Genomic DNA, 13,826 nt, shown 5'->3' with positions numbered 1-13,826 from the left:
AAGGCGCGGGACCTGACGCGGCGCAAGGGGTTGCTGGAGACGGCGTCGTTGCCGGGGAAGCTCTCGGACTGTCAGTCCAATGACCCGACGAAGTGTGAGATCTTCATCGTCGAGGGTGACTCGGCCGGTGGTTCGGCGAAGTCGGGGCGTAATCCGCAGTATCAGGCGATTTTGCCGATCCGGGGCAAGATCCTGAATGTGGAGAAGGCGCGGATCGACAAGATCCTGCAGAACACCGAGGTGCAGGCGTTGATCTCGGCGTTCGGTACGGGTGTGCACGAGGATTTCGATATCGACAAGCTGCGCTATCACAAGATCATTTTGATGGCGGACGCCGATGTCGATGGGCAGCACATCAACACGTTGTTGTTGACGTTCCTTTTCCGGTTCATGCGGCCGTTGGTGGAGGCGGGGCACGTCTTCCTCTCGCGTCCGCCGTTGTACAAGATCAAGTGGGGTCGGGACGACTTCGAGTACGCGTATTCCGATCGTGAGCGGGACGCGTTGATCGCGGCCGGGCGTGAGGCGGGCAAGCGGATTCGGGATGACTCGGTCCAGCGTTTCAAGGGTCTTGGCGAGATGAACGCCGAGGAGTTGCGGGTGACGACGATGGACGTGGATCACCGGGTGCTGGGTCAGGTCACGTTGGATGACGCGGCGCAGGCCGACGACCTGTTCTCGGTACTGATGGGCGAGGACGTCGAGGCGCGACGTTCCTTCATCCAGCGCAACGCCAAGGACGTCCGCTTCCTCGACATCTGAGTCCTCGGCGCCTGGGTCGACGACGGCCGGACCCGCCCCACCGCCCGCACCCGGCCCTCCCCGTACCTGGAGCGCACGCGTGAGCACTCCGCCCCCCGTCCCGTTCGCCCGGCCGCCGACGCGCTCCGGTACCGCGACGGTCCGGGCCCCGCACGGACTCCCGCGTGGCGGGGTGAGGCACCGGTCGTGGCGCCCCGTGGGCATCGGAGGGGGCCGGTCACGGGGGAGGCCCGGTGCCCGTCACACCGTCGACCGCACCGCGTCGAGGAACTCCGCCCACGTGGCAACGCGGCGGCCCGGCAGCGCGTGCTCGCGGCTCAGGCGCAGGGTGGAGCTGAGCGGGTGCGGGGAGTCCATGATCGCCTCGTTGCGGGCGGCCAGCCGCGCGAGTTCGGCGGCGGTGGGCATCCGGTCGCTCTTGGCGCCGTTGCAGCTGGCGTGCACCGGTGCGAGGTTCCACAGGACGTCCAGGTCGGGTCCACGCCACCCACCGACGCTGGCCAGCCGGCGCATCAACGCGTGGGGAAAGACGTGGTCGACGGCCGTGGCGTCGTCAGGGGCCAGGACCTCCTGGCAGATCAGGCAGCGCCCGTGCTGGAAGCTCACGGTCGCCTCCCGTACGCCGGTCACCGAGCGGCGCCGGTGTACGTCGGTGACGCTCAGGGTCTCCCAGTCGACCGCGACCCCCTCCCGGACCAGGCTCACCCCCACCTCGGCGTCGAAGGCGCACTCCACGATGCTCCACCGCGCGTCCAACTCGCCCGCCAGGCCGGCCGCCTGCTCCGACTCCGCCACCCGCAGCAGGTCGGGGGTCAGCCGCAGCACCCGGTCCCGCCCCCGCCCGGTCAGCGCGTAGAAGGTGTGCGGCGCCGGACCGCCGCCCCGCAGGTTGTGGAACGTGCGGAGCACCATCTCGGGTATCGACTCCGCCGCGGCGGCCACCAGCCGCTCAGTGGGCTCGCCGGCGGCCAGGGACGCCGGGCTCTCCCGGCGGGCCACCGTGAGGAAGTCCCGCTCGCCAAGCGGGGTGTTCGGCGACGCCTGGGCCGCCCGGCCCACGCGCTCGGCCATGGCCATGCCGTACGCGGCGGCGAACTCGGCCAGCGGGACCGCGTCCCGCCCGCGCCGGCCGAACTCCAACAGCGTGCGCCCCAGCGCGAACTTGTACGTGCGCGTGTTGGCGCCCATCAGCACGACCAGGCGCCAGGACGCGCGCGCCGAGGCGTCCCCCGCGTAGAACTCCCGCCCGATCACTGCGCGTCCCTACCGAGCACGACGGACTGCCACCACACCTCGGCGCGGCCGAGGCGGTCCGCTCCCTCCGTCACGGAACGGACGAGCCGCAGACCCGCGCGCTCCCCCTCGGCCGCCACCTCCTCGGCGGGCACGTCGAACATCTCGCGGTCCACGGGCGGGGCGCCGCGCCGCAGCGAGATCACCAGCAGCCCGCCCGGGGCCAGGATCTCGGCCAGGCGCGCCATGGCCCGCCCGCGTGCGGGCGGCGGCAGGTGCATCCACACCGCGGACAGCAACGCCAGGTCGAAGCCGCCGTCCACCAGCGGCAACTCGGGGAGCGCGTCCGCTACCCAGCGCACCCGCCCGCCCGGACGCAGGCGCCCGGCGACCTGTCGCAGCTCGGGCACCGGCTCGACCGCGGTCACCTGGTACCCCAGCGCGGCCAGCGCCGCCGCGTCCCTCCCGGTGCCCGCGCCGATGTCCACCACCCGCGCCGGCGCTGGCGGCAGCAGGTCCAGCACACCGCCGTGCACCTCCGCGAAGGTGACGCTCTCGTACCGCCGCCCCAGCAGCGCGGCGTTGCGCGCGTAGTAGCGCTGGACGCCCACGCCCGCCCGGTCCCGCCCGGCCGCCGGACCGTGCCGGTCGCCGTCCTCACTCGCTCCGTCCATGGCCGCACGCTACGCGCCCCCTCTGACAACGGGCGTCGTGGCCCCGCGCGGGCGCCCGCCGCCCACCCGGCCGCCCGGCCCGCGCCCCGACCGCCCCCGGTGGCGCGGCACCCCGTGCCGCGCGGGTATGGGGCACAGTGGACACGGCCACCCCATGCCGGGGGTTCCGCGCTGGGCAGGTACTAAGCTCCCTCGCGGACCAGGGCGAGCGGTCGTGGCCAGGGGCGGCTCGTCGCCGGCGACGGCACCGGGTGACGACCGCGCGGAAAGGCGGGTACGCCGTGCTGCAAGGGCGACGGGACAGCCGGTTCGGACGGCTGCTGCGCTATGGATTCACCGACCCCGAGGCGGCCGGGCGGCTGCTCGACGCGCCCGCGCTCGCCGCCGTACGGGCCGACCCGCTGCTGCTCGACGCGCTGGGCGCCACCGCCGACCCCAACCTCGCGCTGATGGGCCTGGTACGGCTGGCCGAGGCGCTGCCGGAGGACGAGCGGCAGACTCTGCTCACCACGGTCACCACGGCCAAGCCCCTGCGCGACCGGCTCCTGGGCGTGCTCGGCGCCTCCGAGGCGCTCGGCGACCACCTCGCCCGGCACCCGGGCGACTGGCACTCGCTGGTCACCTACGAGTCCGCCGACCTGCACCCCACCACGCCCGAGTTCGAGCAGGCGCTGACCCACGGCGTGTGGGGCGCGCCGCCCCAGGGACTGGACAGGCCCGACGCGCTGCGCGCCGCCTACCGTGGCTGCCTGTTGCAGATAGCGGCCCGTGACGTGTGCGGCACCACCGGCGTGGCCCAGACCGCCGCCGAACTCGCCGACCTGGCCACCGCCACCCTGCGTGTCGCCCTGCGGATCGCCACCGAGGAGGCGCCCGAGGACGCCGCCGCGTGCCGGCTGGCCGTGATCGGCATGGGCAAGTGCGGCGGGCGCGAACTGAACTACGTGTCCGACGTGGACGTCATCTTCGTGGCCGAGGCGCCGCAACGACCCGTGGCGGGCGGCGCCGACGACGCGACGGCCGGCACGGCGGGCGACGCCGAGTCGGCCGCGCTGCGCGCCGCCACCCGACTGGCCGCCCGACTGGTCCGCGTCTGCGGCGACGTCACCGCCGAGGGCACCATCTGGCCGGTGGACGCCAACCTCCGCCCCGAGGGCCGCAACGGCCCCCTGGTCCGCACCCTGGCCAGCCACCTCGCCTACTACCAGCGGTGGGCCAAGACCTGGGAGTTCCAGGCGCTGCTCAAGGCCCGACCGGTGGCCGGGGACGTCGCGCTGGGTCAGTCGTACGTGGACGCGCTGGCCCCGATGGTGTGGCAGGCGGCCGAGCGCGAGAACTTCGTGGCCGACGTGCAGCAGATGCGCCGCCGCGTCGTGGAGAACATCCCGGCCGCCCAGGTGGACCGGGAGATCAAGCTGGGCCCCGGCGGCCTGCGGGACGTCGAGTTCGCCGTGCAACTGCTCCAGCTCGTCCACGGCCGTAGCGACGCCTCCCTGCGCAGCGGCAGCACGCTGGACGCGCTCGCCGCGCTGGCCGCCGGCGGCTACGTCGGCCGCGCGGACGCCGCCGCGCTCGACGAGGCGTACCGCTTCCTGCGCGCCATGGAGCACCACATCCAGCTCTACAAGCTGCGCCGCACCCATCTGGTGCCCGAGGACGAGGCCGACCTGCGGCGGCTGGGGCGCTCGCTGTCGCGGCCCTTCGACTGGCCGCGCACCGAGCCGGTGACGCGGCTGCGACAGGAGTGGAAGCGGCACGCGCGCGAGGTGCGCCGCCTGCACGAGAAACTCTTCTACCGGCCGCTGCTCGACGCCGTCGCCCAGCTCGAACCCGGCGAGACCCGGCTCAGCGCCAAGGCCGCCGGCCAGCGTCTGGAGGCGCTGGGCTACGCGGACCCGGTCGGCGCGCTGCGCCACCTGGAGGCGCTGGCCTCCGGCGTGACGCGCAAGGCCGCCATCCAGCGCACCCTGTTGCCCGTGCTCCTGGGTTGGTTCGCCGACTCCGCCGACCCGGACGCGGGACTGCTGGGCTTCCGCAAGGTCTCCGACGCGCTCGGCAAGACCCCGTGGTACCTGCGGCTGCTCCGCGACGAGGGCGCGGCGGCCGAGAACCTGGCCCGTGTCCTGTCGGCCGGCCGGCTCGCCCCCGACCTGCTGCTGCGCGCCCCCGAGGCCGTCGCGCTGCTCGGCGACCCGCAGGGCCTGCGCCCACGCACCCGGGCCCACCTGGAACAGGAGGTGCTGGCGGCGGTCGGCCGCGCGGACGGGCCCGAGCAGGCGGTGGCCGCCGCGCGGGGCGTACGCCGCCGTGAGCTGTTCCGCACCGCCGCCGCCGACCTCATCGGCGCCTTCGCCCCCTACCACGAGCACCCCGGGCACCCCGGGCACGCGGGGGGAGCCACGCCCCCGGTCGGCGGGCCGCCCGCCGCCCCGCCACCGGCGCGCGGTGGCGAGTCCGCCGCGCACGGCCCCGGCGCGTCGGCCGGCGGCGCGCCAGCGGCCGGCCTGGACGCGGGCGCGGCGGCCGACGCGGTGGGCGCCGCGCTCTCCGACCTCAACGCGGCGACCATCGCCGGCGCGCTGCGCGCCGCCGTGCGCGACGCGTGGGGCGACACGCTGCCCACCCGGTTCGCCGTCATCGGCATGGGCCGCTTCGGCGGCCACGAGCTCAGCTACGGTTCCGACGCGGACGTGCTCTTCGTCCACGAACCACGGCCGGGCGTGGACGAGCAGGAGGCGGGGCGGGCCGCGTTCGCCGTCGCCAACGAGATGCGCCGACTGCTCCAGCTCCCCACCGCCGACCCGCCCCTGCTCATCGACGCCGACCTGCGCCCCGAGGGCAAGTCCGGGCCGCTGGTGCGCACCCTGGCCTCGTACGCCGCCTACTACCGGCGGTGGGCCAAGGTGTGGGAGAGCCAGGCGTTGCTGCGGGCCGAGCCGGTCGCCGGCGACGTCGAGCTGGGGGAGCGGTTCATCGAGCTGATCGACCCGCTGCGCTACCCCGTCGACGGCCTGGCCGACGACGCCGTGCGGGAGATCCGCCGGCTCAAGGCGCGAATGGAGTCCGAGCGGCTGCCGCGTGGCGCCGACCCCACCACCCACACCAAGCTCGGCCGGGGCGGCCTGTCCGACGTCGAGTGGACCGTGCAGCTCCTCCAGCTACGACACGGCTGGGCCGAACCGGGGCTGCGCACCACCCGCACCCGGCCCGCGCTGGCCGCCGCGCACGCGATCGGGCTCATCGACACCGACGACGCGCAGACCCTGGACGAGGCGTGGGTGTTGGCCACCCGGGTGCGCAACGCGGTGATGCTGGTACGCGGCAGGCCCGGTGACACCTTCCCCGCCGACGGCCGCGAGCTGGCGGCCGTCGGCCGCTACCTGGGATACGAGCCGGGGCACGTCGGCGAGATGGTGGACGACTACCGCCGTACGACGCGACGCGCCCGCGCGGTGATGGAGCGGCTGTTCTACGACTACGCGGGCTGAGCCCGCGCCCCGGCGTGGGCCGCGCCTCCGTCGGGCGGGGCGGGTGCCCGGGTCAGGGGCGGCGTGGCGCCGGGTCGGTGTGGTCCTCGGCCGCCCCGTCCGCGACGGGCCCCCGGTCGGTGTCGGCCGGCGTCGGCGGCGCGGGGTCCTCCTCGGCGGTGGGCTCGCCGGGGAGGGAGCGGTGGGCGACGGGGCTCGCGATGTGCCGGGGCAGCCGGTAGGGCGAGGCCGCGTACCACAGGGTGGCGACCGCGAAGCCGAAGCCCAGGCACAGCAGGCCGCCCACGGCGTCGAGCCAGAAGTGGTTGGCGGTGGCGACGATGACCACGAGCGTGGCCACCGGGTACAGCACGCCGAGCGCCCGGACCCAGCGCGGGCCGGCCAGCGCGGCGATGGTGATCCCGCACCAGGTGGACCAGCCGATGTGCATCGAGGGCATGGCCGCGTACTGGTTGGAGACCTCGGCCAGGTTGCCCGAGGCCAGCGAGCCCCAGGTGCGGTGGACGATGACGGTGTCGATGAAGTCCATGTCCGGCATCAGCCGGGGCGGGGCCAGCGGGAAGAAGTAGAAGCCGACCAGCGCCACGGCCGTGGTCGCGAACAGGACCAGGCGGATCGCCGCGTACCGCCCCGGGTGCCAGCGGTAGAGCCACACCAGGACGCCGACGGTCACCACGAAGTGCAGCGTCGCGTAGTAGTAGTTCATGCCGACGATCAGCCACGTCACCGAGTCGACGCCGTGGTTGACGCCGCGCTCGATCGCCAGCCCCAGGTGCTGTTCCAGATCCCAGATCCACTCGGCGTTGCGCAGCGCGGCGCTCTTCTGCGCGGGCACGGCGTTACGGATCAGCGAGTACGTCCAGTAGCTGACCGCGATCAGCAGGATCTCGAACCACAGCCGTGGCCGGCGGGGCGAACGGAGCCGGGCGAACCGGGTGCGGGTGGCCGACGGACGGCCCGCCGCGCGTTCCCCTATGGGTGGCGGGGGAGCTCCCGTCCGGCCTCGCGGAGTCCTCGAAATCGCTTCACCCATAGAAGAACAGTCTGCCAGACTTGTCCGCTCGACAGATCACCCGAGGGACGGGTACCCGCCGCTCAGAGCCCGATCCGACCCCCCCGTTCCGCCCCCGTTCCGCCCCGGGACGGGCCCCGGCCGGCGGCCGGGGACGGACCCTAGGTGACCCGTGGCGCGCGAGCGGTGGAATCGCGTACCACCAGCTCCGGCAGGAACACGAACTCGCCGTAGAGCGGAGCCGAAGCGGCGCTCGCCGCGTCCGCCGAATGGGCCCCGCCGATCTCCTCCAGCAGCGCCCGCACCGCCGCCTGCCCCATGGCCCCCACGGGCTTGCGCACCGTGGTCAGCGGCGGGTCGGTGAAGGCGATCAGCGGCGAGTCGTCGAAGCCGACCACCGAGACGTCCCCGGGGACCCGCAGGCCGCGCTCCCGGGCGGCCCGCACCGCGCCCAGCGCCATCATGTCGCTGGCGCACACCACCGCCGTACAGCCGCGCTCCAGCAGTGCGCCGCCGGCCGCCCGGCCGCCCTCCAGGGTGTACAGCGAGTGCTCGACCAGCTCCGCGCACGCCCGCGCGCTCACCCCGAGCCGCTCGCGCATCACGTGCTGGAACCCCTCGATCTTGCGCAGCACCGGAACGAACCGCCGGGGCCCGAGCGCCAGGCCGATCCGCTGGTGCCCGAGGGCGGCCAGATGGGTGACGGCCAGTTCCATCGCGGCCCGGTCGTCGGGGGAGATGAAGGGCGCCCGCACTTGCGGCGAGTAGCCGTCCACCAGCACGAACGGCATGCCACGGGCGCGCAGTCGGGCGTAGCGTCGCACGTCGGCCGTGGTGTCCGCGTGCAGCCCGGAGACCACGATGATGCCGGCCACGTCCCGGTCGACGAGCATCTCGGTCAGCTCGTCCTCGGTGGGCCCGTCCGGGGTCTGGGTGGCCAGCACCGGCGTGTAGCCCTGTCGGGTCAGGGCCTGCCCGATGACCTGGACCAGGGCGGGGAAGATCGGGTTCTCCAGCTCGGGTGTGATCAGCCCGACCAGTCCGGCGCCACGTCGGCGCAGCGCGGGCGGGCGCTGGTAGCCGAGGGCGTCCAGCGCGGCGAGCACGGAGGCGCGAGTGGCCGTGGCCACGCCGGGCTTCCCGTTCAGCACCCGACTCACCGTGGCTTCGCTGACCCCCGCCTGGGCTGCGATGTCGGCGAGCCGTGCGGTCATGGAGTGGGACTGTACCGGTCGCCCGGCGCCGTGCGCACCGCGGGCGCGAGAGCCGCCGACGCCTGTCGTACGGCACCACCCGGGCCACCGGAACAGTCCGTCCCTGCAAGTTCTTGCAGCGGTCGCGGCGGTCCGTGACTGCCTGCGGAGACCGTGCTGAGCTGGCTGTCAAGGGCGTACGGCGGCGACGGGGTGGGCGCGTGGAGGCGGGAGGTCGCGGGCCGGGTGGAAAAATTCCGCAAGCTCTTTCGGTGACCTTGCAACCCTGTTACGTTCCTCGGCAACCCGGACTCGCGCCGGGCCGGCGAGCCGGTCGCCCCCCGCCGCGACACCGGCCCGCGACGCCACCCCGCCGGCCCGGCGCACCCCCACGGCGCCCGCCCTCCCACACCCCCACACCACCCGCCTCACTCCCCGGCACCCCGCCCCGGCCACCGCGCACCCCGTACGCCGGCCGCACCCCGCCGCGACGACGGGCCGACCCCGCGAGGCCGGCGCCACCGCCTCCCGCACCCCGCACCCCGCACCCCCCGCACCCCGCACCCCGCACACACCAGGGATGACATGACAGAGCACCTCGCCGCCCCCACCGGCCCGGCGCCGACGGGCCAGCCCACCCCCACCCCGCGCGCCGTCGCCCCGCCCACGCCGGCCGCTCCGCCCCCCGCGCCGTGGTGGCACGACGCCGTCATCTACCAGGTCTACCCGCGCAGCTTCGCCGACGCCGACGGCGACGGCATGGGCGACCTGGAGGGCGTCCGCCGCCGCCTGCCACACCTGCGCGACCTGGGCGTCGACGCCGTCTGGCTCAGCCCCTGCTACGCCTCGCCGCAGGCCGACGCCGGCTACGACGTCGCCGACTACCGCGCCATCGACCCCGTCTTCGGCACCCTGGCCGACGCCGAGGCCGTCATCGAGGAGGCCCACCGGCTCGGCCTGCGGGTCATCATGGACCTGGTGCCCAACCACTGCTCCGAGCAGCACGTCTGGTTCCAGCGGGCGCTGCGCGAGGGGCCGGGCTCCGCGCCGCGCGAACGCTTCCACTTCCGCCCCGGTCGGGGCGCCGGTGGGGAACTGCCGCCCAACGACTGGGAGTCCGTCTTCGGCGGGCCCGCCTGGACCCGCGTCACCGAGCCCGACGGCACGCCGGGTGAGTGGTACCTGCACCTGTTCGCGCCGCAGCAGCCCGACTTCAACTGGGACCACCCCGCCGTACGCGACGAGTTCCGCTCGATCCTGCGGTTCTGGCTCGACCTGGGCGTCGACGGCTTCCGCATCGACGTCGCGCACGGCCTGGTCAAGGCGGCCGGGCTGCCGGACGCCGGGCACAGCGGCCAGCTCAGGCTGCTCGGCAGCCAGCCGTTGCCCTTCTTCGACCAGGACGGGGTGCACGCCATCTACCGGGACTGGCGCACCGTCCTCGACGAGTACCCCGGACCGCGCATCGGCGTGGCCGAGGCATGGACCCCCAGCGCCGAACGCACCGCGCTCTACCTGCGCCCCGACGAACTGCACCAGGCGTTCAACTTCCACTACCTCACCACCCCGTGGGACGCCGCCGCGCTGCGTACCGTCATCGACGCGTCGCTGGCCGCCCTGCGCCCGGTCGGCGCCCCCACCACCTGGGTGCTCTCCAACCACGACGTCGTACGGCACGCCACCCGGTTCGCCGAGACCAGCCCGGAGCAGGGCCTGGCGCGGGCGCGGGCCGCCACGCTGCTGACGCTGGCGCTGCCCGGCTCGGCCTACCTCTACCAGGGCGAGGAGCTCGGCCTGCCGGAGGTCACCGACCTGCCCGACGCGGTGCGGCAGGACCCCTCGTTCTTCCGGGGCGACGGGCAGGACGGGCTGCGCGACGGCTGTCGGGTGCCGCTGCCCTGGTCCGGCCAGGACCCGCCGTACGGCTTCGGGCCCACGCCCGGCGGCCCCAGCTGGCTGCCGCAGCCGGCCGCCTGGGCGCGGCTGAGCGTGGCCGCGCAGACCGGCGACCCGCACTCGACGCTGGAGCTGTACCGGCGGGCGCTGGCGGTACGCCGCCAGCAGCCGGCACTGGGTGCCGGGGACGCGGTGCGCTGGCTGCCGGCGCCCGAGGGCGTGCTCGTCTTCCGGCGCGAGGCGCCGGAGGGCGGCGTGCAGTGCGCGGTCAACACCACGCCCCACCCCGTACGCCTGCCCGAGCCCGGCCCGGTACTCGTGGCCAGCGCCGAACTGGGCCCGACGGCCGGGGGATCGCGCGAGCTGCCCGCCGACACGGCGGTGTGGTGGGCGGTGTGACCCCACCCCGGGGCGGGAGCACACCGCCCGCCCCGCCGCCGGCCCACGGTCCGGGGCCCGGCCGAGTGTGGTGGCTCAGCCGCGCAGGCGTACCCCGTACCGGGTGCGCAGGCGACTGATCTCCCAGCACGCCAGGGCCGTCACCGTGGCCGGGCCGCCGACGAGCAGCGTGTACGCCAGGACGGGTGGGCCGGTGGGGCGGCCGGTGACGACCGCGCACACCCAGACCAGGACGATGGTCAACAGGGCCGGGGCGGCGGGGTGCACGTCGGCCGCGCCGAACCCGGTGCGGGTGACCGTGAGCGAGGCGAACAGGAACAGGAACACCGACCACACGCACACCCCCAGGCCCGCCATGAGCAGCGCGAACGGCGGGAGCCCGCGCACCTCGTCCGGAGTGAGCCACACCAGGCCGGCGAACAGCGCGGGGACCAGGGCCAACGTGCCGAAGAAGCAGAGGAGTTGACGCAGTGGGCCACGCAGGGCGGCCCGCATCGCGGGGCGACGAGCCGGCGGCGCGCACCAGATGAGGACGCCGAGGACGACCGGCCCGCTGGCGATCAGCAGCCAGGGCGCGGCCAGGAGCGTGACCCACCGGTCCGAGACCTGCTCGTCGATGTCGTCGGCGGAGCCGAAGGCGGCCAGGACCACGAGCGTGAAGCCCACCGCCGCCCACATCCGCAGCGCCTTCAGACGCGCCACGTCCGGATCGTGTACGGGCACCGGGCCGCTGCCGCGCACGAAGACGTGCCAGGCGGCCAGCCGGCCGAGCCGGGCGAGGGCGTAGAGCCCCAGCAGGGGGGAGAGCATCAGCAGTACCGGCGTGAGGAAGAGCAGCACACCCGCCGGGAGTCGGATCAGCAACCGCCACAGCGCCGGCCAACCACGCGGCCGGGACGGGGTGTTCGGGGGCGGAGGTGGAGGTGGGGGCGGTGGCGCGGGTCCGCCGCCCGGCGGGCCGGGGACGGGTGGATCGGCTCCCTGGCGGACGGTGGTCATCTCCGCGCACCTCACCCTCTGGCGCTCACGCGCCGGCTGGACGGCCCTCCCCCGAACAGGACGCCCGCCCGGCTCGACACGGTTGCGCGCGCCACCTCCTCACACGCTGACACGCGGCCGCCCGGGCGCGCGCCGGGGCGCGCCGCAAGACGGCGCGCCACCAGGCGGGTTGGGCCGATCGGGCGGGACGAGGCGGCCCGGTCAGTCCCACCAGAAGGACCAGTTGTGCTTGCCCACCAGGTGCTCCCGCGCGTACCGCTCCAGGGTCTCGCTGTCCTGCCAGACGTTGTCCGGGCAGAACGCGAAGTGCTCGGCGGCGATCGGCAGCGCCTCCTCCAGCGTGCGCGGCGGGTGCGGCACCGACACGTGCAGGACGTCGAACTCCAGCGCCACCACGCGTATCCCGAACCGGTCCTCCCAGGAGCGCAGCACGGCGGAGAACGCGGCGGCGTCCTCGTCGTAGTTCAGCGGGCCCAGCCAGCCCACCGCCGCCAGGATGTCCGCGCTGCGCCCGGCCGGCACCAGGGCGATCCGGGGGGCGGTGAGGATGTCGTACTCCACCAGCGCGGCGGCCACCTCGGCGGCCCGCTCGTCCGGGTCCACCCGGGCCGAACAGGCCGGCGCGAGGCCGGGCCAGGCCGTGCCGTACGGGGCGAGCACCACGGCGTCGTCGGGGCCCTCGTCCGCCTCGCGCGCCGTCTGCCCCGCGCCGCGCCCGCGCCAGGAGCCCTCGTCCTGGCCGTCCGCCAGCTCGCCGTCCGCGCCCTCGTCGAAGGACTCGGCCCGCTCGGGAGTGCCCTCGCCGGAGGCCGACGCCGGCCGCTCCTCGTCCTCCTCCGGCGCGGTGTTGTCCGCCCACCACTCGGCCAGCAGCGCGGCGGCGTCGAACCGGGCCGGGTCGGAGGACAGGTCCGGGCCCAGCTCCTCGTTCCACGGCTGGTCCCCGTCGCTCTCGCGCGACCCGCCGAGCAACACCGGGTGCAGCCCGGCCGCCTTCAGCGCGGGCAGCAGCTGCCCCCAGGAGTCCTCCGTGGCCGGCTCGGTGGCCCGCCACAGCAGCGGCTCGTGCCACGGGCCGTCGACGGTGAGCCGGTGCAGGGTGCCCGGCGGCAGGTCGAAGTCGAGCCCGAGGGAGCGTCCGGTGGGGTCGGAGGCCAGGGTGTGGAGGGGGCTTGGAGGTGTCGCGTGCGTGGTCACGGGGTGACGCTACCCCCGGTGTCTGACAACTCGGCGTCGAACAGGCGTCCAGCGATCAACGTCGCGGCGCGAAACCGGCAGCTCACCGGGGTGCGCGGGCACCTCGCCCGGGCACGCGGGCAGCCCGCCGGGGGTCGCGCGGGCAGGTCGTGACACCGGCCGGGGCCGACGCGCGCCCGCGCTCACCACCGCCCTCAGCCCGGCGCCACCTGGGGCGTCACGGAGATCGGGGGCGCCGGTGTCATCAGGCCGGCCAGCCGCACGAGCAGGTCCGCGAACAGCCCGTCCGAAGGCTCGCGCGCGATCAGTTCGCGTACCAGCGCGGCCATGTCCGCGTCGGCCGCCGCGCCCACCGCCGCCAGCGCCGCGAAGTCGTGCACGAGCTGTACCTCCAGCTCGCCGCGCGGCACCGAGCGTCCGTCCAGCCACAGCAGCGCCGTCGTCTCCGCCAACGAGACCCACGACCTGACGACCAGCGCGAGCCGCGCCGAGGGCCGCTCGACGTCCAGATGCGCCAGGATCTGCTCGTACGCCGCCTGCCGCACCGCGTCGACCGTCGCGCGGGCGCTGCCCACGGGGTGCGGTTCGCCGCAGCCGACCGCCGCCGCCGGGCCGCCGCGCATCAGGGCCGCGAAGCCGGGGCCGTGGTCCTCGACGAAGTCGAAGAAGCGCGCCATGACGCGCGCCAGCCGCTCACTCAGCGGCCCCTCGCGCGGCTCGACGAAACGCTCCCGCAACTCGTCGCCGGCCCGCCGCAGCGCCGCCTCGTACAGGCTCTGCTTGCCGCCGGGGAAGTAGTGGTAGACCAGCGGCCGGGAGATACCGGCGTGTTCGGCGATCTCGTCGATCGACACGTCCTCGGGGGACCGGTGACCGAAGAGGTCGAGCGCCACGGTGATGAGTTGTTCGCGTCGTTCTTCCACGCCCATTCTGCGGCGCGCGCTCTTGGCCATGGCGCCATCCTAGTTGGCCG

At 75.0% G+C, this 13,826-nt stretch carries 10 protein-coding genes; 3 read left to right on the top strand and 7 right to left on the bottom strand.

The genetic code is table 11. The features are described from left to right. A partial coding sequence (locus ACFVFR_RS14245; protein ID WP_383701041.1) for a toprim domain-containing protein occupies positions 1-762 on the top strand: 762 nt, incomplete at its 5' end. Positions 763-1,002: 240 nt separating this feature from the next. Here the strand turns inward: ACFVFR_RS14245 and ACFVFR_RS14240 are convergent. Both ACFVFR_RS14240 and ACFVFR_RS14235 read right to left on the bottom strand, forming a co-directional pair. After that, positions 1,003-2,016 carry an HNH endonuclease gene (locus ACFVFR_RS14240; RefSeq protein ID WP_383701039.1) on the bottom strand — a complete coding sequence of 338 codons (1,014 nt, stop codon included), beginning with the start codon at positions 2,014-2,016 and terminating at the stop codon, positions 1,003-1,005. Then, positions 2,013-2,669 (bottom strand): class I SAM-dependent methyltransferase, encoded by a 657-nt coding sequence (locus ACFVFR_RS14235; RefSeq protein ID WP_383701036.1) that lies wholly within the window; start codon positions 2,667-2,669, stop codon positions 2,013-2,015. Before ACFVFR_RS14235 ends, ACFVFR_RS14240 begins: the two co-directional genes overlap by 4 nt. 281 nt (positions 2,670-2,950) lie before the next feature. Here ACFVFR_RS14235 and ACFVFR_RS14230 point away from each other — a divergent pair, with 281 nt between their 5' ends. After that, on the top strand, positions 2,951-6,157 hold the full coding sequence (locus ACFVFR_RS14230; RefSeq protein ID WP_383701033.1) for a bifunctional [glutamine synthetase] adenylyltransferase/[glutamine synthetase]-adenylyl-L-tyrosine phosphorylase: 3,207 nt from the start codon (positions 2,951-2,953) through the stop codon (positions 6,155-6,157). Between the two features lie 52 nt (positions 6,158-6,209). On the opposite strand, the gene ACFVFR_RS14225 is transcribed toward ACFVFR_RS14230, so the two are convergent. Both ACFVFR_RS14225 and ACFVFR_RS14220 read right to left on the bottom strand, forming a co-directional pair. Next, entirely contained in the window at positions 6,210-7,190 is a 981-nt protein-coding gene (locus ACFVFR_RS14225) for a phosphatase PAP2 family protein (RefSeq protein WP_383701030.1), read from the bottom strand. A gap of 140 nt (positions 7,191-7,330) precedes the next feature. Next, positions 7,331-8,383 carry a LacI family DNA-binding transcriptional regulator gene (locus tag ACFVFR_RS14220; protein WP_383701027.1) on the bottom strand — a complete coding sequence of 351 codons (1,053 nt, stop codon included), beginning with the start codon at positions 8,381-8,383 and terminating at the stop codon, positions 7,331-7,333. A gap of 564 nt (positions 8,384-8,947) precedes the next feature. Between ACFVFR_RS14220 and ACFVFR_RS14215 the strand changes: the two genes are divergently transcribed. After that, complete coding sequence (locus ACFVFR_RS14215) at positions 8,948-10,657, top strand: glycoside hydrolase family 13 protein (protein ID WP_383701024.1); 1,710 nt, start codon at positions 8,948-8,950, stop codon at positions 10,655-10,657. 75 nt (positions 10,658-10,732) lie between these two features. On the opposite strand, the gene ACFVFR_RS14210 is transcribed toward ACFVFR_RS14215, so the two are convergent. The 3 genes from ACFVFR_RS14210 to ACFVFR_RS14200 form a co-directional block, all read right to left on the bottom strand. Then, positions 10,733-11,521 (bottom strand): hypothetical protein, encoded by a 789-nt coding sequence (locus tag ACFVFR_RS14210; RefSeq protein ID WP_383701021.1) that lies wholly within the window; start codon positions 11,519-11,521, stop codon positions 10,733-10,735. 336 nt (positions 11,522-11,857) lie between these two features. After that, positions 11,858-12,853, bottom strand: coding sequence for a DUF4253 domain-containing protein (locus ACFVFR_RS14205; RefSeq protein WP_383701018.1), 996 nt, complete (start codon positions 12,851-12,853; stop codon positions 11,858-11,860). A gap of 194 nt (positions 12,854-13,047) precedes the next feature. Next, entirely contained in the window at positions 13,048-13,806 is a 759-nt protein-coding gene (locus ACFVFR_RS14200; protein ID WP_383701015.1) for a TetR/AcrR family transcriptional regulator, read from the bottom strand. Between the last annotated feature and the right edge of the window lie 20 nt (positions 13,807-13,826).

Origin of the sequence: Streptomyces sp. NPDC057702, assembly GCF_042799315.1 — a bacterium.
Classification (GTDB): domain Bacteria; phylum Actinomycetota; class Actinomycetes; order Streptomycetales; family Streptomycetaceae; genus Streptomyces.
Note: the sequence above shows the minus strand (reverse complement) of the source record. Positions and strands in the feature narration are given on the sequence as shown.

Excerpts from the sequence above, each read along its gene's own strand:
- ACFVFR_RS14200 (WP_383701015.1), bottom strand. The coding sequence starts at position 13,806 with ATGGCCAAGAGCGCGCGCCGCAGAATGGGCGTGGAAGAACGACGCGAA.
- ACFVFR_RS14235 (WP_383701036.1), bottom strand. The coding sequence starts at position 2,669 with ATGGACGGAGCGAGTGAGGACGGCGACCGGCACGGTCCGGCGGCCGGG.
- ACFVFR_RS14215 (WP_383701024.1), top strand. The coding sequence starts at position 8,948 with ATGACAGAGCACCTCGCCGCCCCCACCGGCCCGGCGCCGACGGGCCAG.
- ACFVFR_RS14225 (WP_383701030.1), bottom strand. The coding sequence starts at position 7,190 with ATGGGTGAAGCGATTTCGAGGACTCCGCGAGGCCGGACGGGAGCTCCC.
- ACFVFR_RS14220 (WP_383701027.1), bottom strand. The coding sequence starts at position 8,383 with ATGACCGCACGGCTCGCCGACATCGCAGCCCAGGCGGGGGTCAGCGAA.